Origin of the sequence: Pectobacterium cacticida, assembly GCF_036885195.1 — a bacterium.
GTDB lineage: Bacteria > Pseudomonadota > Gammaproteobacteria > Enterobacterales > Enterobacteriaceae > Pectobacterium > Pectobacterium cacticida.
This window is the reverse complement of record NZ_CP133656.1, coordinates 991,256-1,012,787: the sequence shown is the minus strand read 5'-3', so window position 1 is coordinate 1,012,787 and position 21,532 is coordinate 991,256. Positions and strand designations below refer to the sequence as shown.

20 protein-coding genes are annotated in these 21,532 nt (G+C 49.4%); 9 read left to right on the top strand and 11 right to left on the bottom strand.

What is annotated here, in order from left to right:
* Positions 1-306: 306 nt before the first annotated feature.
* Positions 307-1,959, bottom strand: a complete 1,653-nt coding sequence (ushA, locus tag RFN81_RS04765) for a bifunctional UDP-sugar hydrolase/5'-nucleotidase UshA (protein WP_264498021.1) — start codon at positions 1,957-1,959, stop codon at positions 307-309.
* 668 nt (positions 1,960-2,627) lie between these two features.
* Here ushA and ybaL point away from each other — a divergent pair.
* Positions 2,628-4,313, top strand: a complete 1,686-nt coding sequence (ybaL, locus tag RFN81_RS04760) for a YbaL family putative K(+) efflux transporter (protein ID WP_264498020.1) — start codon at positions 2,628-2,630, stop codon at positions 4,311-4,313.
* A gap of 216 nt (positions 4,314-4,529) precedes the next feature.
* Here ybaL and hemH read toward each other — a convergent pair whose 3' ends face one another.
* From hemH to RFN81_RS04715, 9 genes are all read right to left on the bottom strand, one after another.
* Entirely contained in the window at positions 4,530-5,495 is a 966-nt protein-coding gene (gene hemH, locus RFN81_RS04755; RefSeq protein ID WP_264498019.1) for a ferrochelatase, read from the bottom strand.
* Between the two features lie 14 nt (positions 5,496-5,509).
* On the bottom strand, positions 5,510-5,704 hold the full coding sequence (locus tag RFN81_RS04750; protein WP_264498018.1) for a hypothetical protein: 195 nt from the start codon (positions 5,702-5,704) through the stop codon (positions 5,510-5,512).
* Positions 5,705-5,724: 20 nt separating this feature from the next.
* Positions 5,725-6,369, bottom strand: coding sequence for an adenylate kinase (adk, locus tag RFN81_RS04745; protein ID WP_264498017.1), 645 nt, complete (start codon positions 6,367-6,369; stop codon positions 5,725-5,727).
* A 294-nt stretch (positions 6,370-6,663) separates the two neighbouring features.
* Positions 6,664-8,547 carry a molecular chaperone HtpG gene (htpG, locus tag RFN81_RS04740; RefSeq protein WP_264498875.1) on the bottom strand — a complete coding sequence of 628 codons (1,884 nt, stop codon included), beginning with the start codon at positions 8,545-8,547 and terminating at the stop codon, positions 6,664-6,666.
* A gap of 157 nt (positions 8,548-8,704) precedes the next feature.
* The gene (recR, locus tag RFN81_RS04735; protein WP_264498016.1) at positions 8,705-9,310 is read right to left on the bottom strand and encodes a recombination mediator RecR; all 606 of its coding nucleotides are present in this window, start codon (positions 9,308-9,310) and stop codon (positions 8,705-8,707) included.
* On the bottom strand, positions 9,310-9,639 hold the full coding sequence (locus RFN81_RS04730; RefSeq protein ID WP_264498015.1) for a YbaB/EbfC family nucleoid-associated protein: 330 nt from the start codon (positions 9,637-9,639) through the stop codon (positions 9,310-9,312). Before RFN81_RS04730 ends, recR begins: the two co-directional genes overlap by 1 nt.
* Positions 9,640-9,679: 40 nt before the next feature.
* On the bottom strand, positions 9,680-11,737 hold the full coding sequence (gene dnaX, locus RFN81_RS04725; protein WP_264498014.1) for a DNA polymerase III subunit gamma/tau: 2,058 nt from the start codon (positions 11,735-11,737) through the stop codon (positions 9,680-9,682).
* A 74-nt stretch (positions 11,738-11,811) separates the two neighbouring features.
* Complete coding sequence (gene apt / locus RFN81_RS04720; protein WP_264498874.1) at positions 11,812-12,363, bottom strand: adenine phosphoribosyltransferase; 552 nt, start codon at positions 12,361-12,363, stop codon at positions 11,812-11,814.
* Positions 12,364-12,596: 233 nt separating this feature from the next.
* Positions 12,597-12,992, bottom strand: a complete 396-nt coding sequence (locus RFN81_RS04715; protein ID WP_264498873.1) for a DUF454 family protein — start codon at positions 12,990-12,992, stop codon at positions 12,597-12,599.
* A gap of 216 nt (positions 12,993-13,208) precedes the next feature.
* Here RFN81_RS04715 and priC point away from each other — a divergent pair, with 216 nt between their 5' ends.
* Complete coding sequence (gene priC / locus RFN81_RS04710; protein ID WP_264498013.1) at positions 13,209-13,745, top strand: primosomal replication protein; 537 nt, start codon at positions 13,209-13,211, stop codon at positions 13,743-13,745.
* 28 nt (positions 13,746-13,773) lie between these two features.
* Positions 13,774-13,971, top strand: coding sequence for a pleiotropic regulatory protein RsmS (rsmS, locus tag RFN81_RS04705; protein WP_264498012.1), 198 nt, complete (start codon positions 13,774-13,776; stop codon positions 13,969-13,971).
* Positions 13,972-13,997: 26 nt separating this feature from the next.
* Here rsmS and acrR read toward each other — a convergent pair whose 3' ends face one another.
* The gene (gene acrR, locus RFN81_RS04700) at positions 13,998-14,639 is read right to left on the bottom strand and encodes a multidrug efflux transporter transcriptional repressor AcrR (protein WP_264498011.1); all 642 of its coding nucleotides are present in this window, start codon (positions 14,637-14,639) and stop codon (positions 13,998-14,000) included.
* A 165-nt stretch (positions 14,640-14,804) separates the two neighbouring features.
* Between acrR and RFN81_RS04695 the strand changes: the two genes are divergently transcribed.
* The 6 genes from RFN81_RS04695 (at position 14,805) to RFN81_RS04670 (ending at position 21,122) form a co-directional block, all read left to right on the top strand.
* Positions 14,805-15,998, top strand: a complete 1,194-nt coding sequence (locus RFN81_RS04695; protein WP_264498010.1) for an efflux RND transporter periplasmic adaptor subunit — start codon at positions 14,805-14,807, stop codon at positions 15,996-15,998.
* A gap of 28 nt (positions 15,999-16,026) precedes the next feature.
* On the top strand, positions 16,027-19,155 hold the full coding sequence (locus RFN81_RS04690) for an efflux RND transporter permease subunit (RefSeq protein WP_264498009.1): 3,129 nt from the start codon (positions 16,027-16,029) through the stop codon (positions 19,153-19,155).
* A gap of 237 nt (positions 19,156-19,392) precedes the next feature.
* The gene (locus tag RFN81_RS04685; RefSeq protein WP_264498008.1) at positions 19,393-19,641 is read left to right on the top strand and encodes a type B 50S ribosomal protein L31; all 249 of its coding nucleotides are present in this window, start codon (positions 19,393-19,395) and stop codon (positions 19,639-19,641) included.
* Positions 19,642-19,657: 16 nt separating this feature from the next.
* On the top strand, positions 19,658-19,801 hold the full coding sequence (gene ykgO, locus RFN81_RS04680) for a type B 50S ribosomal protein L36 (protein ID WP_264498007.1): 144 nt from the start codon (positions 19,658-19,660) through the stop codon (positions 19,799-19,801).
* Positions 19,802-20,495: 694 nt separating this feature from the next.
* A complete protein-coding gene (gene tomB / locus RFN81_RS04675; protein WP_264498006.1) occupies positions 20,496-20,864 on the top strand; it encodes an Hha toxicity modulator TomB in 369 nt (122 codons plus the stop codon).
* 54 nt (positions 20,865-20,918) lie between these two features.
* On the top strand, positions 20,919-21,122 hold the full coding sequence (locus RFN81_RS04670; RefSeq protein ID WP_005976087.1) for an HHA domain-containing protein: 204 nt from the start codon (positions 20,919-20,921) through the stop codon (positions 21,120-21,122).
* Positions 21,123-21,532 lie beyond the last annotated feature (410 nt).

The window sequence follows — 21,532 nt, the reverse complement described above, 5'->3', positions numbered from 1 at the left end:
AAAAAGAAATTTTGGTAAAACATTGCGCGATAACACAGGTCATCGCGTCTTTTGGGTACAGGAAGATCCTAGCGGTACATTACGCCTTCGCGTACGCACGCGCGTAAGGTAATCGGGTAGGCGGTAAAATAGCGTGCTAAGCGGTTAAAATGACGTGATAAGTGGCGAGGATGTGGTCATTCGACATTCCTCTCGCCAAAAGACAAGATTCCGCGAAGAGAAAGATAATAATAAAGAAAGGCCGCAAGAATCGCGGCCGTAAAATAAGGAGAGTAAACGGGACGTCGTTAAAGCCCCACTCGACGCTTATGATTTATAAACAATCTCGCCTTTCGGTGCATAGGCTTCTGCGTCCAGAGGGGAATGTTTTTCGATGTACTGCTTTAACACTTCCGCATCCACAAAGCCGGTATTCACATAACCCGGTAAATTATCAATACGTGGATAACCATCCCCTCCCAGTGCATTAAAGTTTAACGTTGCCATGCGGTAAACCTTATCCGCTTGTAACGACTCACCTTTGATTTTCACGTTCTGTACGCCCTGCCCATCTGCCGTCAGGCTAACGTTGAGGAACTGCGCATAGGCACCGGAATCCACTTTTTTGTTGGCGGCGACAGCGAGGTATTTCTCGACATCGCTGCCTTTCATATCGATATATACCAGCGTGTTGGCAAATGGCTGAACTTTCAAGATATCCTTATAGGTAATATCACCGGACTCAATCGAGTCGCGTATGCCACCGCCGCTCATGACGGCAAAGTCAGCCGCCGCGCGCTCAAGCTGTGCTGAGAGCAGCAGACGCGCCAGATTCGTCTGCCGAAAGCGCACCTGATTGCGGTCGCCTTCGAGTTTCCCGTTCACGCTACCGATCTTGACTCCCAACTGCGCCTGTCCCTTTTCCTGGAATGGCGTCAACATTTTCAGCATGTCAGGATCTTGCGCAATTTCACGCGTATAGAAAACGCGTTGTGTTTTGCCGTCCTTTTCTACCTTTCTCTTCAAGTTGACGGGTATCAACTGATAATGCTCAAGTTTTAGTATACCGTTGCGGAAGGTAAAATCGGCACGACCAACATATTTCCCCCACTCATGCGCCTGAACAATCCAGGTGCCATTTTGGCGGTCGGGCGCGCATGGCGTCCCTGGCACATAATCCACCTGTTTCTTATTTTCCTGCGCCATGCACACCGGATCCTGCGAATGGCCGCCGACAATCATATCCAAATAACCCGCGGGCAGGCTACGCGCCATCTCCACATCGCCCGGGGCATTGGAGCCGTGGTGACCATCGTCATAGTGCCCCATGTGCGTCGCGGCAATGATCACATCCGGTTTTTCGTGCGCACGTAACTGCTCAACAACCTGTTTCGCTTCACGAGCAGGATGACGGAATTCGATATCGGTAAAATACTCAGGATTACCTAATTTAGCCGTATCATCCGTTGTCAGGCCGATAACAGCGATTTTTACGCCTTGTTTATCAAACAGGGCATAAGGCTTAAATAAACGCGATGAAGTGCTTTTTTGATAGATATTGGCGGATAATAACGGGAATTTCGCCCATTTTTCCTGTTGGCGCAGTACCGATAGCGGATTATCGAATTCATGATTTCCCAACGCCATCGCATCATAGCCAACCATGTTCATACCACGAAAATCAGGCTCTGCATCCTGTAAATCCGATTCCGGTACGCCAGTATTGATATCCCCGCCGGAAAGCAGCAATACGCTCCCCCCTCGACCTTCAACTTCCTGACGTATCTCGTCAACCAGCGTTTTTTGTGCCGCCAGCCCATATTCACCATGGTCGTTATGCCAGAAATGGCCATGGTGGTCATTGGTATGCAAAATCGTGATGGAATACGTTTTATTTTTTTCCCAAGCCATTGACATCGCTGGCGTTAACACCAGCGATACCGCCATCACACATCCCAGAGTTCGTATTGAAAAGCGCATGATAAATCTCCGTTTATTCTAAAAACGCAGTGGTTACACTGAGAAATTCATCACACAAGCTAGCACAGCAAGATGAACAATGCGCGAGACACATTCATGTTATCCGCGAGCCATGCGCGATAGCCGACAACCCCAGATTAAGCATTGCATAGGTAGCGATCGCCGCCTGACCTGTTTCTGTCGTCTTATCGTCATGGATTCTTGCTAATTTGGATATTTCATCGCAATAGGCAGTTATCATGCCGCTTATCTTCTGTTTACAGCCGTTTTATGTCAGCAGATAAAGCGGTTTGATTTAATATTCACCGTCGCCATTGCCGTTCAACATCAATAACGTCGTATCATCATAATAATTACGCATGTTTATCAATGCTTATTAGAAGAAATTACCGGTAAATCTATGTTACACTGCCTTTAGCTTGATAAACTGATATTTTTCATAAAATACCATTTTTACCCAAGCAACATTTCGCTATATGCAATAGAATTTGTGTGTATACCCAGTAACATTGGCGTTGCAGCCAGACAGTAGACGAACGCATTCCAAACGCTATTGATGCAGTCACAAAGCGATAAGAATACGTGAGGGCCGCTAACCACGTTGCCGCGTCAAGACAAAAAGGGTAAATCGGTTTAATTATGTTTCACCTATGGCACAAGGAGTTGGGATGCATGCTGCAACACCGCTAATTTCTACTATCGCTGGAGGGCTGGTTCTTGCCTTCCTCCTTGGCATACTGGCCCATCGCCTGCGAATCTCTCCCCTTGTTGGCTATCTTGCCGCTGGCGTGCTCGTTGGCCCCTTCACCCCCGGTTTCGTGGCTGATACGTCATTAGCATCGGAACTCGCTGAACTTGGCGTAATCCTGCTAATGTTTGGCGTTGGCCTCCACTTCTCGCTGAAAGACCTCATGGCGGTAAAGTCCATCGCGATTCCTGGCGCGATAGCCCAGATTGTCGTAGCGACATTGCTGGGGATGGGGTTATCCACAATGCTGGGCTGGAGCCTGGCGAGTGGTTTAGTTTTCGGCCTTTGCCTGTCCACCGCCAGTACAGTGGTTCTGTTACGCGCACTGGAGGAACGGCAGCTAATCGATAGCCAGCGTGGCCAAATTGCTATCGGCTGGCTGATTGTAGAAGATCTCGCCATGGTGCTTACTTTGGTGCTACTGCCAGCCTTCGGCGACATGATCGGCGCAGAACATGCCGATACCAGCAAACTGCTGACCGATCTCGCCTGGACCATCGGTAAAGTCATTGCGTTTATTACCATAATGATTGTTGTAGGCCGCCGTCTGGTGCCGTGGGTGTTGGCAAAAAGCGCCAGCACCGGATCGCGCGAGCTTTTCACGCTGGCGGTTTTGGCGATGGCGTTGGGTATTGCTTTTGGCGCGGTGAAACTTTTCGATGTCTCCTTTGCTTTAGGTGCGTTCTTCGCTGGCGTGGTGTTGAACGAGTCCGAACTCAGCCAGCGTGCAGCGCACGATACGTTACCGCTGCGCGATGCTTTCGCCGTGCTGTTTTTCGTCTCTGTCGGCATGCTGTTTGATCCGATGATCTTGATTAACGACCCGGTTTCCGTGCTTATTACGCTGGCCATCATCGTGTTTGGTAAGTCAGCCGCCGCGTTCATGCTGGTTCGACTTTTTGGTCACTCAAAACGCACGGCGCTAACCATTTCCGCCAGCCTGGCGCAGATCGGGGAATTTGCCTTTATTTTAGCCGGGCTCGGTATTGTATTGGGGCTGCTGTCTGAAGAGGGACGGAATCTGGTACTGGCTGGCGCCATTCTCTCAATCATGATTAACCCGCTGCTATTTACGCTTCTCGAACGCTATCTGGCGAAGCATGAAACCATTGAAGAGCAGATTGTGGAAGAAGCGATTGAGGAAGAAAAACAGATCCCTGTTGATATGTGCAACCATGCTCTGCTAGTTGGCTATGGCCGCGTGGGGAGTCTCATTGGCGCCAAACTACATCAGGCCGGTATCCCGATCGTTGTCATTGAGAATTCACGCACGCGTGTCGATGCCTTACGTGAACGGGGAATTAAAGCCGTGTTGGGTAACGCCATCAAACCCGAAATTATGGATATTGCACGTCTGGACTGCGCCCGTTGGCTATTATTGACCATTCCGAACGGCTATGAGGCAGGAGAAATCGTCGCCGCAGCGCGAGAAAAGCGTGCCGACCTGGAAATTATTGCCCGGGCACACTATGACGATGAAGTCAGCTATATTATTGAACACGGCGCCAACGAAGTCGTCATGGGCGAGCGGGAAATCGCCAACAGCATGATTTCAATGTTGAAGCTAGAGGAACTCTCGCCCGACTCTCAGGCGTGTCCGATCTAGCGTTAATCATAAAATTAGTGGCCGATTTTACCTAATATTATGGCTTAGGCATGGATTTAAGGGCCACCACGGTGATGACGTTCCCGGCAAGGATGCCTCGCACCGTGGTCACCCTCGCCACCCCGCGTCTTAAACGATCGGCATGAAGCTTATTTTGCCCATCATTTTTGCTCCATTAGATATGCCTTTATAGATGCGTTGCCAACGATCGCCGCTCTACGACATCGTTTTTCTAACCAATTGCTCCAGCAGATCGATATGCAGCGGATCGTCATTAAGCGCAGGAATATAGTGAAATGCTTCTCCGCCAGCATGCAGGAAGATTTCCCGGTTCTGTTCCTGAATTTCTTCCAATGTTTCCAGACAGTCAGCGGCGAACCCCGGACATATGATCTGAATATGTTTGATTCCCTGGTTAGGTAACCCTTTCAGGGTTTCATCCGTATATGGCGTCAACCAAGGCTCCCGGCCAAAACGTGACTGAAAGGTCATCATCACTTTCTCTTGCGGCATCCCCAGCGCGCTAATCAGCGCTTCCGTCGTCGCCCGACAGCGTTGTGGATAGTCATCCCCTTCGTTGGCATATCGGACAGGAATGCCATGATAAGAAATCACCAGTCTGTCTGGCTCGCCATATTCAGCAAATGATTGTTCAACTCGGTGCTTTAGCGCGGCAATATAAGCCGGGTGTTCGGCGTAATCCCGAATAAAGCGAATAGCCGGCAGTTGACGGTTATCACGTAGCTGCGCGGCCAGGCCATCCCATACGGCGGCAGTTGTGGAACAAGAGTATTGCGGGTACATCGGCAAAACGACCAGTTGCGTTACGCCCTGCGCCAGTAATTTATCCAGTGCCGAGCGCAGGCTCGGCGAGCCATAGCTCATCCCCAATTCAACCGGTGTTTCCGGCATTCGCGCCGCTAATGCCTGCTGCTGTCGTTGACTAATCACCAACAGCGGCGACCCCCCTTCCATCCAGACCGATTGATAGAGTTTTGCCACTCGCGGCGAACGGATTGGTAAGATGATACCGCGTAGCAGTGGCCACCATAACAGGCGCGGCGTATCCACCACCCGTCGGTCGCTCAAGAATTCAGCCAGATAGCGCTTGACCGCCTGCGGTGTCGGCGCGTTAGGCGTCCCTAAATTCACCATCAACACGCCGTATTTTTCTTGCCTCATCGCTATCATCCTTCTTATGAAGAAGCAGGCTTTTTCTCGCCCACCAGTGCGCCATATTTAGCTCTATTGTAGCGAAAAAAAACCGGATAAATAGGGATAGCGAGCAGGGTCAAACCGATACTATCAATAGGCGGAACAACCAATGGGAGGAACAACGTTGGTAGGAGTGGCAATATGAACAATGCCAGACGCAGTCTGGCATTGTTCATAAAATCATTTATACGAAGGATTAGCCCAGAATCGTTTCCAGCTCTGCACGAATTTCTTCGACTTTTCGTGTCCCTTCTATTTTGAAATAGCGTGTATTACCCGCATCCGCTTCCTTCTGATAATAAGAAACCAGCGGCGCCGTTTGCTGATGATACTCAACCAGACGTTTACGCACGGTATCTTCCTGATCGTCCTTACGGATGCTCAGATCTTCCCCTGTCACATCATCTTTACCTTCCACTTTCGGCGGATTAAATTTGATATGGTAGACACGACCTGACGCCGCATGCACACGACGCCCCACGATGCGATCGATAATCAATTCATCAGGAACCGCGAATTCGATAACGTAATCCACATTGATGCCCGCGTCTTTCATCGCATCAGCTTGCGGAATCGTGCGTGGGAATCCATCCAACAGGAAACCGTTACGGCAATCTTCCTGGGCGATACGTTCTTTAACCAGAGCAATGACCAACTCATCGGTGACCAGCTTACCTGCGTCCATGATTTCTTTGGCTTGCTTGCCCAATTCAGTGCCCGCTTTAACCGCGGCTCGCAGCATGTCGCCTGTGGAAATCTGCGGTATACCGTATTTTTCCATAATGAATTGTGCCTGAGTACCTTTGCCTGCGCCCGGAGCGCCCAGCAGAATAATACGCATCGCGTAAATCCCCTTGCTATGTAATTTTTATAAAATAAATTTGAAAACGCTAAACCATACCATTCCAGACGCTTATGCTCAAGGAACGGGCTCGGTTCAGCTATTGAGGATAAATGAAAAAAGCAGAGGTAGAGAAACCCCGCTATAAACCTAAAGCCGCTCGTTTAAGAATCGATAAACAGGGGGAACCACGGCACGAGGTTCCCTACCGGGAATCTCATCACCGCGTTTCCCCCATATTCAGGCTTAAGTGAACGGCATTACGGTATTAATCGAGGCTGAAGGAGAGCAATATCAAGCACCCAGCAGTTTATTCATCCGGCGAATGAACTGGTTCGGATCGTCCAACGTACCGCGTTCAGCCAATAAGGCTTGATCCAGTAGCAGTTCGACCCATTCGCCGAAGGCAGCGTCATCTGATTCATCAGCCGCACGTTTAATTAACGCATGCTCCGGGTTCAATTCAAAAATGTATTTTACTTCCGGTGCCGGCTGGCCTGCCGCCGCGAACAATTTCGCCATTTGCGTGCTCATCTCGTCCGCATCCGTCACCACAATCGCAGGTGTATCGGTCAAACGGTGTGTAAAACGCACGTCTTTAACCCGATCGCCCAACAGGGTTTTCACCCGTTCAACCAAAGGTTCCAGCGCTTTTTGCGCTTCTTTCTGCGCCTCACTTTCTTCGTCAGCCAGTTTGTCTAATGCCTCATCGGCTTTGCTGACAGATTGGAAGGATTTACCATCAAACTCGGTCAGGTAGCTCATCATCCACTCATCAATGCGATCGGACAACAGCAATACCTCAATACCTTTCTTGCGGAACAATTCCAGATGCGGGCTGCTTTTTGCCGCCGCGTAACTGTCTGCCGTGATGTAATAGATCTTGTCCTGACCTTCCACCATCCGGCTAACGTAATCTTCCAGAGAGACTGTTTGGGCAGAGCTGTCAGAATGCGTGGAGGCAAATCGTAGCAGTTTCGCGATGGCTTCTCGGTTGCTTGGGTCTTCCGCCGGGCCTTCTTTCAACACCAGACCAAATTGCTGCCAGAATGTCTGGTATTTTTCCGCGTCGTCTTTCGCCAGTTTGTCCAGCATTTGCAGCACGCGTTTAGTCAGCGCATTACGCAGATTCTGCGTCACGCGGCTATCCTGCAAAATTTCACGTGACACGTTCAGCGGCAGATCGTTGGAATCAATCAGGCCGCGAACAAAACGTAGGTAGTTCGGCATGAACTGTTCGGCATCATCCATAATAAAGACGCGCTGCACATATAATTTCAGGCCGTGTTTATGATCGCGATTCCACATATCCCAAGGCGCGCGAGCGGGAATATAGAGCAGGCTGGTGTATTCCTGCTTGCCTTCTACGCGGTTATGGCTCCAGGTGAGCGGATCGGTGAAATCATGGGAGATGTGCTTGTAAAACTCCTTGTACTCTTCATCGCTGACATCAGATTTACTGCGTGTCCAGAGCGCCTGCGCCTTGTTAATTTTTTCCCAACTTACGGTGGGTTCTCCGCCTTCCTCTTCGCTTTCTTTCCGAGATTCAATTTCTACCGGCAACGCAATATGATCTGAGTATTTGCTGATGATGGAACGCACGCGCCAGTCATCGAGAAACTCGTCTTCACCTTCACGCAGGTGCAACGTAATCTCCGTGCCGCGATCGTCTTTGGTAATGTCGGCAATCGTGTAATCACCTTCACCAGCCGATTCCCAGTACACCCCTTGATCGGCACTCGCGCCCGCCGCACGAGTGCGCACGGTCACTTTATCTGCCACAATGAAGGCCGAGTAGAAGCCCACACCAAACTGGCCGATCAGTTGACTATCTTTAACCTGATCGGACCCCATCGATTCCAGAAAGGCCTTAGTACCTGATTTAGCAATAGTCCCTAAATTATCAATCACTTCGTCGCGGCTCATGCCGATGCCGTTGTCAGAAATGGTGAGGGTGCGCTTCTCTTTGTCGGTAGACACCCGCACGCGCAGGTCACCGTCGCCCTCATACAACTCCGGTGCTGAAAGCGCCCGGAAGCGTAATTTATCTGCCGCATCGGAGGCGTTCGAGATCAATTCACGCAGAAAGATTTCTTTATTGGAATAGAGCGAATGGATCATCAAATGCAAGAGTTGCTTCACTTCGGACTGAAACCCACGGGTTTCCTGGCCTTTCATACTCATTGTTGCTTACCTCAATCCTAATGTTATTCAGGCTGATTAAACCGACGATAGGTAGCAAATGGGGATAAATCATGGAGATTTCAAGGGGGAGATCTACGTGAAAAAACAAAACAGCGGCTACCTACCAACAATACCGTGGGTAGCCAACAGATTAAAATCGGAAAGGCTGGCGGCCCGCAAGTGAATGGGAGAGGGTTGTGCCATCGACCATTTCAAGCTCACCGCCAACGGGGACGCCATGTGCAATACGGCTGGCCATCACACCATACTGCGCACACAATTCAGCAATATAATTCGCTGTAGCATCGCCTTCCACCGTCGGGTTGGTTGCCAGAATCACTTCGGTTATAGGTTCCACTTGCAAGCGCTCTTCTAGACGCCCTAAACCAATATCATCCGGGCCAATGCCATCGAGTGGCGATAAATGCCCCATTAACACAAAGTAACGGCCAGCGAACTGCCCCGTCTGTTCAATAGCCTGAATATCCGCCGGGCTTTCCACCACGCAAATCTGCCCGTTTTGCTGGCGACGCACATTAGAGCAAATCGTGCATATATCCTGCTCGGTGAATGTTCGGCAATCGCTGCAGTGGCCTATTTCGGACATCGCCCGCGTCAACGCCTGTGCCAGTCGCATACCGCCGCTACGATTACGTTGCAACAGATGAAATGCCATACGTTGTGCCGACTTGGGCCCAACGCCCGGTAAACAGCGTAGTGCCTCCATCAATGATTCAAGCAGCGGACTGGTCTGCATCAGAATGGCATCTTGAAGCCCGGCGGCAATTGCATGCCGCTGGAAACCGACGCCATCTTCTCTTTTTGCGTTTCCGCAATTCGGCGGGCAGCGTCATTGAATGCCGCGGCGATTAAATCTTCCAGCATTTCTTTATCATCTTCCATCAGGCTGGGATCGATTTCTACACGGCGGCAGTTATGCGCGCCATTGATGGTAACTTTAACCAAACCTGCGCCCGATTCGCCCGTGACTTCCAGATTTGCAATCTCTTCCTGCATCTGCTGCATTTTTTCCTGCATCTGCTGAGCCTGCTTCATCAGATTGCCAATTCCACCTTTACCAAACATAGTTTTCTCTCTATCACGTCGGGCTGCGCACTCGCAGCGGTTAAACAGGGCGGATACTTTCTTCGTCCAGTTCCGCATCAAAAAAACGCCGCAGCGTTTGAATCGTCTTATCGCTCAGAATCGACTGACGCGCCTGCGCCAGTTTCTCCTCATAGATAGCCTGACGCCATTCCAACGGCGTTCGTACCGCCGGATTGTCGTCTTCCGTAATCAGTAATTCTACAGGATGCCCGTAATATGCCGCCAATGCTTCCTTTAGCGTCTCCTGTGCCGCAGGCGAATTCAAGTGCCGCTGAGATGATCGTAGGTGCAAATGAATTTTCCTGCCCGCCTTATTTTCTTTAAACGCATTCAGCGCCAGTTGTTGAACCAGTTTTGGCAGCGTCAGGCGATGGATTTCCGCTGCCCAGGCATCCCGTTCGATGGACTCCTCCGCCAAACGTGCCGCTAACTCCGGCGTCTTTTCATATTCTAATGCCGAACGCAGCGCCTTCGGCGTCGTCACGTCGACCTTCTTATCATCGGCTTTCGTTTGCGCTCGCCAACGATACGCTTCCGGCTTTTTAAGCGTGGCACGAGAGGTTTGCTCATGTTGCCGTTGGCTACGCTGCTCAGTAACCGAGGCCAACCGCTCCAGCGCTGAGGTTGCCGGCCGCGTAGTATCGGACGCTGCCGGTTCAGCCTTTTTTAGCGGTTTACTCCCTTGTCTGCGCAGGAGTTGACTTCTCGCCTGTAACAATTGGGCCGTGGCATCAGGCAGTTCGCGCTCACCCGGCAGATCGGCAGAATTGCTTGGCGCTGTTGGCCCATCGAATGGCGGCGCAGGCGCAGAGATCGTTTCTGACGGTTCAGGCACATAGGCGGGGGTCGATACGTCAGTGGGACATTCGCTGCCTTGCGGCGCGGATCGACGAATCGGCGGCGGCGCACCGGCATCAGACTGAAACTCGGCAGAGGCAATCTCATGAACCGACGCTGCGGCTACCGGGGTAACTGGGTCGGCGATAATCTGGCGCGGGTGGAACGCTAGCGCTCTCAGCAGCGTCATTTCAACGCCCATCCGACGATCTGGCGCAAAAGGCAATTCTTTACGACCGATTAACATCGTCTGGTAATAAAGTTGTACTTCCGCTGGCGGGAGAATACGTGCAATATCCCGCATCCGCGCTTCAACAGCGGCATAATCTTCACCCAACGCCGTCGGCAATAGTTGAATCATCGCAATCCGATGTAATAGCGTCTGGATTTCAACCAGCAACGACTCCCAGTCCACACCGCGTGCCGCAACCTGATCCAGTAGCGACATCACCTGCCCGCCATCGCCTTTCGCTAACGCCTCAATCAGCGCTAGCGGTTGTTCATCGTCCAGCGTACCGAGCATTTGGCTGACGGTTGCTGCCGTGACCTGCCCATGCCCCATTGCAATCGCTTGATCGGTCAGACTTAACGCATCGCGTAAGCTCCCATCGGCCGCACGAGCCAAAAGCTGTAACGCTCGAGGTTCGCTGGCGAGGTTTTCGGCCTGTAGCACATGTTCCAGATGCGCGCGAATCTGTTCGACATCCAGCGCTTTGAGGTGGAATTGCAGGCAGCGTGACAGAATAGTCACCGGTAACTTCTGCGGATCGGTCGTCGCAAGAAGAAACTTGACGTGCGGAGGCGGTTCTTCCAGTGTTTTGAGCAATGCATTAAAGCTATGGCGCGATAACATGTGTACCTCATCAATCAGGTACACCTTGAATCGTCCCCGGGCGGGGGCGTACTGCACGTTATCCAACAACTCACGCGTATCTTCGACTTTTGTCCGAGACGCCGCATCAATTTCAATTAAATCGACAAAACGCCCTTGTTCTATTTCGCGACAGTTGTCACATTGGCCACAGGGTGTAGCGGTCACACCTTGTTCGCAATTCAGCCCTTTAGCCAACAAACGGGCAATCGACGTTTTCCCGACGCCGCGAGTGCCAGAAAATAAATAAGCATGATGAATTCTGCCTAGGGAAAGACCATTCGCCAATGCAGTCAGGACATGCTCCTGACCGACAACTTGGGTAAACGTTTGAGGGCGCCACTTACGGGCAAGAACCTGATAGCTCATCAATACCGCAATAGTCGTGTTATTGAGGCAATTATGCTAACACAGCCACGCCGCTATCGGCGAGGCTGTTATGATCAATGCCCAGGGAAGTCAACCAGGCTATAACAGGCGACGCCCATCTCTGTCAGACGCTGCTCGCCTCCCAGATCGAACAAGTTAATGACAAAAGCGGCATCAGTCACCGTGCCACCTAAACGACGGATCAATTTCACGGTAGCTTCGAGCGTCCCGCCGGTGGCCAGCAGATCGTCGATGACTAACACGCGATCATCCGTGGAGATCGCGTCAGAATGGATTTCCAGCGTATCTGAACCATACTCAAGTTCATAGCTTTCACTGATCGTCGGACGTGGCAGCTTGCCCGGTTTGCGCACGGGAACAAACCCCACACCGAGTGCTAAAGCAACCGGGGCGCCAAACAGGAAACCACGCGCTTCCGTACCGACCACTTTTGTCACACCGCTGTCACGGTAGCGGTTCGCCAGCATCTCAATACTCGCCGCGTAAGCCACCGGATCCTCCAGCAGACTGGTAACATCACGGAACAAAATGCCCGGCTTCGGATAATCTGGGACGCTTTTGATACTGTTTTTAATTAATTCGACCTGCTGCGCTGTTACGGTCATCATAGTTGTGCCTGATAAAACATCGTTGTACCTGATAAACGTGCTGAACATACCATGCTGACCACTCCACGCTTCCCTTCATCGCATACTTTCTTGCATCATATCGCGGAAGGCGCGGAGTAATGGCGACTCGCACATGAAAACGCCCAAATCTAGTCAAAGTGACGGATAAATGCAACCATCCTCGCGCGGCGGTGGCGTTTTGGCTATTCATCACAAAGGCCGTCGTTAGGCTATCTTTTCGGATTCACGTCCTGCATATGTTGTTCTGGATCAACGACGGGCAAACGAAGCATGAAGGTGAGTAGAACCACCATAATAACCAGCAAAAGTATCCTGACCCACAGCAACTTAACCAGCCAGAGTGAAAGCGCAAATGTTATCATAATCAAGGAGACGGCCTTCCATTTCGCTCCCGGCGGCAACGCTCGATGCTGCTGCCAATGACGCAGATAGCTGCCAAACCAGGAGCGATACAGTAACCAGTCATGAAAACGTGGAGATGAGCGAGCAAAGCACCAGGCTGCGAGTAATAAGAACGGTGTGGTCGGCAATAAGGGCAACACGACCCCTAATGTTGCCAGCACAACAGAAATCCAGCCCAATATTATTAGCAATACGCGATACATATTCACCTTTATGCTCAATGCTGGGTTCGCTATCCATCCGTTGGATCTACTATAGTGTAATGTCTATTGCACTTTACCATCACCTTGCCCAACAGATTAATTAAGATATTCTCATCCGCTGTATTTGGTGACGTAGACACGCTATACGATATAGCATGCGTCAGCTCCCCATGAAAGGCGGTTCGCTGAATAGTCTGCCTGCTTAAAGGAAGTAAAGTGAACACGTATCAATTGCTGCAACAGCTTGAACAGCACATTAAAACACTAGCAAAAGCGCTTGAGCCGCTGGCGGATCATTCCGTACCGCAATCGCGCTTTGATCGCCAGCTTTTTAGTTGTTACGGTACTCGACTCCGGGATTATCGCACCGAGGTTGAACAAAATTTTCAGGCAATGAAATCGCTAGCGACGGAACAGCGCACCGATCGTGTCGCATTTCTGGCGGAGAAACTGGTTAGCCAGATAGCCGCATTACAACGTGAATTAGCGACACAATCCTTACGCACGCAAGAGTCCGGCAGCGTGCCGCAGCAAAGCGACATTTATCATAAGCTGGCTGAACACCAGGATTATGAACGCCGCCTACTCGCTATGATTCAGGACAGAGAAAGCCTGCTTATCATGCAGACGCACTTTAATGAACAACAGCGTTTACAAAAGGAATTAGCGGCGCTGGAAGGTCGGCTATCCCGCTGTCGTCAGTCATTATCGCGATTAGAGCGGCAGATCGAGCGTCAGGAGCAAGGGCGCTAGCACAGCGGATGATAAAGAGAGATACAGTATGTCACTGGAAAACGCCCCGCCCGAAGTTAAGCTGGCGGTTGATTTAATTATGTTGCTGGAGGAAAACCAGATCGATCCCCATATCGCTCTGGCCGCATTGGAGATTGTACGAACCGACGTTGAGAACAAATGTTTACAGAAAGCGAGCGGTGCTCAATCTATTGCACAAGGCCAAAAGACTGTAGGGAAAAGCTAAAAACACCCGCACGGTCGAGAAACTGGCTATTTCGCGGACTCACGTAATGCCGAACTAAAATGCAGCATATCGATAAAAGCATCCACCAACGCCGGGGCTTCGCCATCAAGGTCAAAACTTTCCGGCATAAATAGCCAATTCTCCATCACGCCGGAGAAATAGGCCCGCAGCGCAATTGCCGCACGACGAGGATGGAGTTCGGTTGGCAGCATACCCATACCAATGCATTGAACCAGGTTTTCTTCAATATCCATATAACAAGAAAGATAAAGTGCCTTGCGCGCATTATTAGATTGCAACATTTCTCCGACAAATTCGCATTTGTGGAATGCGATCTCCATAATGGATCGCCAATGCGTATCACTGGCCGTTAAACGCAGCATATAAATCAATAATTCACGCATCACGCGGAGTGGATTATCAGGGAATTTTGTCTGATACTCTATTTCAAACTCACTGATTTTTGACTCGGCCAATGCCCAGATTTCATCAAAAATTTCGGCTTTGTTCTTAAAGTGCCAGTAAATAGCACCGCGGGTCACACCGGCAGCAGCCGCAATATCAGACAATGACGTCGCAGATACGCCATGCTCAGAGAACACTTTTAACGCAGTGTCTAGTATCTGTTGACGGGTTTCCTGAGCCTGTTTTTTGGTTTTTCGCGCCATGATAGTTTGGTTTTTCGTGCCATATCGCTGTATTTGAAGGAAAGTGAGATTTACATACATTCAAGTATGTATGTAACATAGCACGAACATAACGCTATAGCAGCAATGGGTTTTGGGACTTGTGATCCATTGGTCGAATTCAAATCGGACACTTGAGGTTTATTTATGAACAAAAACAGAGGGCTAACGCCTCTGGCGGCAGTTCTGATGCTTTCTGGCACCTTAATGCTTGCAGGCTGTGATGACGGTAGCAATCAGCAAAGTAGTGCACAGCAGCAGATGCCTGAAGTGGGCGTTGTTACGTTGAAAACGGAAGCGCTGAATGTCACGACCGAATTGCCGGGCCGAACAAGTGCTTATCGCATTGCTGAGGTTCGCCCACAGGTTGGCGGTATTATTCTCAAACGTAACTTCGTTGAAGGATCTGACATTAAGGCAGGCGCATCGTTGTATCAGATCGATCCTGCGACCTACCAGGCAAACTACAATAGCGCTAAAGGCTCACTGGCGCAGGCGCAGGCGCAGGCAGAAATTGCCCGCCTAACGGTTAATCGTTATAAACCGCTGCTAGGCACCAACTACGTGAGTAAGCAGGATTACGATCAGGCCGTTGCGGCCTCTCGCCAGGCCGATGCTGCTGTGCAGGCGGCTAAAGCCGCGGTTGACACGGCGCAAATTAATCTGGCCTACACGAAAGTTAACTCGCCTATCTCGGGACGTGTGGGGAAATCCACCGTGACAGAAGGCGCATTAGTGTCAACCGGACAGGCCACAGCATTAACTACAGTGCAACAGCTTGATCCAATCTATGTTGATGTCACCCAGTCCAGTAATGATTTTTTGCAACTAAAGAGAGCGTTGGAAAACGGCACGCTAAAACAAAGTCAGGGGAAAGCGAATGTCCGTCTGCTGCTTGAAGACGGGACTGAGTACGCGGAGGCGGGTACGCTGGAGTTTTCTGATGTTACGGTAGATGAGACCACAGGCTCCATCACACTACGTGCCATTTTCCCTAATCCGCAGCATAACCTTCTCCCCGGTATGTTTGTTCGTGCGCGCGTTGATTCCGGTATTAATCCATCAGCCCTATTAGTGCCGCAGCAAGGCGTTACGCGCGATCCGCGTGGTCAGGCTACCGCGATGGTGGTTGGGGAAGGCGACAAAGTAGAACTTCGTACGCTGACAACGAGTAAAGCAATAGGCAACAAATGGTTAGTTGTCGATGGCTTAAAAGCCGGCGATCGCGTTATCGTCACAGGTCTGCAAAAAATCAGGCCGGGTGTGCAGGTAACCGCTAAAGAAATCGCTCAAGAGAATCAGCAGGCGCAGCAAGCGCCAGCAGAACCCGCGAAGTCTTAAGACGTCCTAACAGGAGCCGGTACAATTCATGGCTAAGTTTTTTATAGATCGACCCATTTTTGCCTGGGTGCTCGCCATCATGGTGATGCTGGCAGGGTTGTTGGCAATTGTTAAGTTACCTATTGCTCAGTATCCGACAATCGCGCCCCCAGCGATTGATATATCAGCAAACTATCCGGGTGCCGATGCCTCAACGCTGCAAGATTCCGTTACGCAGGTTATCGAGCAAAATATGAACGGCATCGATAACCTGATGTATATGTCATCTAGCAGTGATTCCTCAGGCACCGTTCAGATTACGTTAACCTTTGATGCGGGCACCGATCCGGACATCGCGCAGGTTCAGGTGCAAAATAAGTTACAACTGGCCATGCCGCTGCTGCCACAGGAAGTACAACAGCAAGGGGTAAATGTTCAGAAATCAAGCAGTAGCTTCCTCATGGTTGCCGCCTTTATCAGTGACGACGGTAAAATGTCCCAGCAGGATATCGCCGACTACGTGGCGGCAAACGTTAAAGATCCCATCAGCCGTACCTCTGGCGTAGGTGATGCACAATTGTTCGGCTCGCAATACGCCATGCGTATCTGGTTGGATCCAAATAAGCTCAACAAATATCAATTAACCGCAGGTGATGTTAGCGCGGCCATTCGGGTTCAAAACAACCAAATTGCTGCGGGACAATTAGGTGGGACGCCTCCAGTTCCCGGTCAACAATTAAACGCCTCTATCATTGCGCAAACCCGGCTGAATTCACCGGAAGAATTTTCTAACATTCTGTTGAAAGTTAATCCGGATGGTTCTCAGGTTCGCCTTAAAGACGTTGCTCGCGTCGAGCTGGGCGCTGAGAGCTACGACGTTATAGCGCGTTATAATGGTAAACCCGCTGCGGGTATCGGTATTAAGCTGGCAACGGGCGCAAACGCGCTAGATACAGCAACCGCAGTAAAAAATGAGCTCACCAAGCTGGAAGAGTTCTTCCCTGCTGGCCTGAAAGTCGTATACCCGTACGATACAACACCTTTCGTCAAAATCTCGATCAACGAGGTGGTGAAGACGCTGGTGGAAGCTATCGTACTGGTATTCCTGGTCATGTACCTGTTCTTGCAAAACTTCCGCGCGACGCTGATTCCAACAATTGCCGTGCCCGTCGTTTTACTGGGGACGTTTGCCATCCTTTCCGCGTTTGGTTATTCCATTAACACCTTGACGATGTTCGCCATGGTTCTCGCCATTGGACTTTTAGTGGATGATGCCATCGTTGTGGTAGAAAACGTGGAACGCGTCATGGCGGAAGAAGGCCTGCCCCCTAAAGAAGCCACTAAACGTTCCATGGAACAGATCCAAGGGGCGTTGGTCGGTATAGCTTTGGTCCTTTCCGCCGTGTTTATCCCAATGGCGTTTACCGGCGGCTCCACCGGGGCTATCTATCGCCAGTTCTCCATTACGATTGTTTCTGCAATGGTGCTATCGGTTCTGGTCGCGTTGATTTTGACGCCAGCGCTCTGTGCAACACTGCTTAAACCTATCGCCAAGGGCGATCATGGTGAGAAAACGGGCTTCTTTGGCTGGTTTAATAGAATTTTTGAGAAAAGCACGCACCACTATACGGATAGCGTGGCGAATATCCTTCGCAGCACAGGACGTTATCTGGTTATCTATCTATTAATAGTAGTCGGCTTGGCGCTACTATTCCTGCGTTTACCCACCTCTTTCCTGCCGGACGAAGACCAGGGGGTTCTCCTGAACATCGTTCAGTTACCCTCCGGTGCAACACAGGAAAATACGCAGAAAATTATGGATAGAGTGGCAAATTATTATCTCGAAAATGAGAAAAATAATGTCAATTCAGTGTTTACTGTCTCAGGCTTTGGGTTCTCTGGTCGTGGGCAGAATACCGGTCTGGCTTTCGCCAGTCTAAAGGACTGGAGTCAACGCAGCGGGGCAGAAAACAAAGTCCAAGCAATTGCGGGCAGAGCGAATGCCGTCTTCAGCCAGTATAAAGAAGCGATTGTCATAGCGGCTAACATTCCGGCAATAGTCGAACTGGGCACTGCGACGGGCTTCGATTTCCAATTGATTGACCAGGCTAACCTGGGGCATGAAAAACTGACAGAAGCGCGTAACCAGTTGCTGGGTATGGCGGCGCAACACCCTGATACTCTAGTGCAGGTTCGTCCTAATGGGATGGAAGACACACCTCAGTTCCGTCTTGATATTGACCAGGAAAAAGCGCAGGCGCTTGGTGTATCACTGTCAGATATCAGTTCAACGTTGGCAACGACACTGGGTGGTTCCTATGTGAATGACTTTATCGATCGCGGTCGCGTGAAGAAAGTTTATGTTCAGGCCGATGCACCTTTCCGTATGCTGCCGGATGACATTAAAAACTGGTACATCCGTGGTAATAACGGACAAATGGTACCGTTCTCTGCATTCACAACTAGCCACTGGGAATACGGTTCACCACGCTTAGAGCGTTATAACGGTCAACCCTCTATGCAGATACAGGGCGAAGCGGCGCCAGGTAAGAGTACCGGTGAAGCGATGGCAATGATGGAAAGTTTCGTTGCCCAATTACCGCAAGGTATTGGCTACGAATGGACGGGGATGTCCTATCAGGAGCGATTATCAGGGAACCAGGCTCCCGCGATCTATGCTATTTCGTTGATTGTTGTGTTCCTGTGTCTGGCAGCGCTTTATGAAAGCTGGTCAATCCCCTTCTCCGTCATGCTGGTGGTTCCATTGGGGATTATTGGTGCGCTGATTGCAGCAAATATGACAGGTCTTGAAAACGACGTTTACTTTAAAGTGGGCCTGTTGACAACCATAGGGCTATCCGCGAAAAACGCCATATTGATTGTCGAATTTGCTAAAGATCTGATGGAAAAAGAAGGTAAAGGGCTGATAGAAGCAACGCTCGATGCTGTTCGTATGCGTCTTCGCCCAATCCTGATGACGTCACTGGCTTTCATACTTGGCGTCATGCCGTTGGTCATCAGTAGCGGTGCTGGTTCCGGCGCTCAGAACGCCGTTGGTACCGGGGTAATGGGCGGAATGATTACCGCTACCGTGCTAGCCATATTCTTCGTTCCCGTGTTCTTTGTTGTCGTCCGCCGTCGTTTTGGTAAGAAGGTAGACGGTACGACAGCCCACTAGTAACGAAACTATCAACACTTTTTGTAAAAGGCCGCCTAGCGGCCTTTTTTACGCCTCCGATTGGCTTAAGAGCCACAGTGCCAGAACTCACTCCGTGCAATATTGCGTTTCCCCTTGTAGCGTTGCGGGTACTGTCGCGCGGACAGCGCCAATAGTTAAACGCTTTAATAACAGTTGATCCTCAAACTAAATGAGTGCACTATATTATTATGTTATAACATTACATTTGAGGTAATTATGAAAGCAGGCATTCATCCCGACTATCGCACCGTGGTATTTCATGATACCAGTGCCGATGTCTATTACAGGATAGGCTCAACAATTAGAACCGAGCGAGAAATTGAGCTTGAAGGGCAGAGATACCCCTACGTCACGATTGATGTGTCTTCAGCCTCGCATCCCTATTATACCGGCAAGCAAAAAGAATATTCCAAAGAAGGCAGTACGGCCCGCTTCCAGCAACGCTTTGGAAACTTTTTCAAGTAATCAGGAGGAACGATAAGTGCAGGTACTCAGCTCACTGCGTGCAGCAAAAAATCGTCATAAAGATTGTATTGTAGTCCGCCGTCGCGGGCGCGTTTACGTAATATGCAAATCAAACCCGCGCTTTAAGGCGGTACAAGGCGGAAAAAAGAAAAAAGGTTAATCTTTCTTTAACTCACTCCGTACAGCCTGTGTCATGATACCCGCGCAGCTGTACGGATTTACTCAAATAAAAAACTGCCGAAACAATAAGATAATCCACATCATCCGCCTGGCTGCCGAAACACGAGACGATACTTTTACGGTCCCTACCCACTCATTCAGATTAGAGTATTAAATTAATCGCCATCACGTTTATTCAATGCGCCTTGATACGACATAAATCTGGCGGTTAATCAAAACAAATAGCGGTGAAAACTTTATCTATTGCCCGTGAACGTTATGAATGCTTTTGCTATAGTTATATATCATCATACTGCCGTAACCGACATCACATAGCTATACTTAAGGCCAAGTCGTGGTAAAGAGGTATTTACCCCAGCCCTGTTTTGCGAGATAGTAGAGTATAGATGGTGAAAGTCCGAGTTGTTTCGTTCTTTTTGAATAAACCTCAATGGTTCAACATATTGCCTGTAATAGCATCGAAATAGAATATGATCTCCCCTTAATAAATTCACGTTGTAGTCCATAACAGCAGTAATCTTCCCCGGCGTTGTTATCGATAACATAGGGGCAAGGACAGGAGCCAACACATACATATCTCGAAGTATAACGGGTATAATGTCTTTTCATCAGTCTACCTGTTTATAGATGTTAACCGCAGTAACACTAAATAACGGCTTAACGGAGGGATTGATATGGATGAATACACACCAAAACATTATGATATTGCCCAACTCAGGTTCTTATGTGAAAATCTGTGTGACGAAAGCATAGCGACGTTAGGTGATAGCAGCCATGGTTGGGTCAATGATCCGACATCTGCGATCAATCTCCAATTAAACGAACTTATTGAGTATATCGCTACATTTGTTCTTACTTTTAAAATAAAATACCCCAACGAGAGCGAGCTTTCAAAGCAGGTTGAAACGTATTTGGATGATACTTATGTTTTGTTTGGCAACTATGGTATCAATGATGCTGAACTGCGGCGTTGGCAGAAGTCCAAAACAACATTATTCGGAATGTTCTCAGGGGAGAACATCTGTACGCCTGCTAAAAGTTAAGCAATAATTTATTTATATATATTTAACCACCAGGTACTATTTGTATAGGTCATTATGAAGAAAATCGACTATTTGATGCGTTTGCGTAAATGCACAACTATTGACACGCTGGAACGCGTTATTGAAAAAAACAAGTATGAGCTCTCTAATGATGAATTGGAGATGTTCTTTTCCGCCGCCGATCATCGTTTAGCTGAACTGACGATGAACAAGCTTTATGATAAAGTTCCAACTGCGGTATGGCGTTACGTTCGCTAATACATAGCTGTCCGCGTACAAAATCGATATCGACTACATTGCGCCGATATTATTATCGGCCTTTGTTTTTATTATCCTTTTATTTTATTACTCATACGTCATTTGTAACAAATTGTATTTTTCATATTAAATAAAAATGAGTTTTCCTCCTTCCCGATGTTTATTTCTCTCTAAGTGCTAGCAAACGAATCGATAACGTTACTAATCCTCCATTCCGGAATAGAAACCACTTTAAGATTATGCACGAAGTAGAAATGTACAATATTCTTTCTACACAAGTTGAAATCAGCGTAAATGTCTTTTTAAACTTAACGCTTATGTCGGAGGGACACAACATGATGCCGGGGTATTGTCACACGATGGAAAACCGAATTTATCGATGAGGAATGAAGAGTAATCTGACAGCCAGA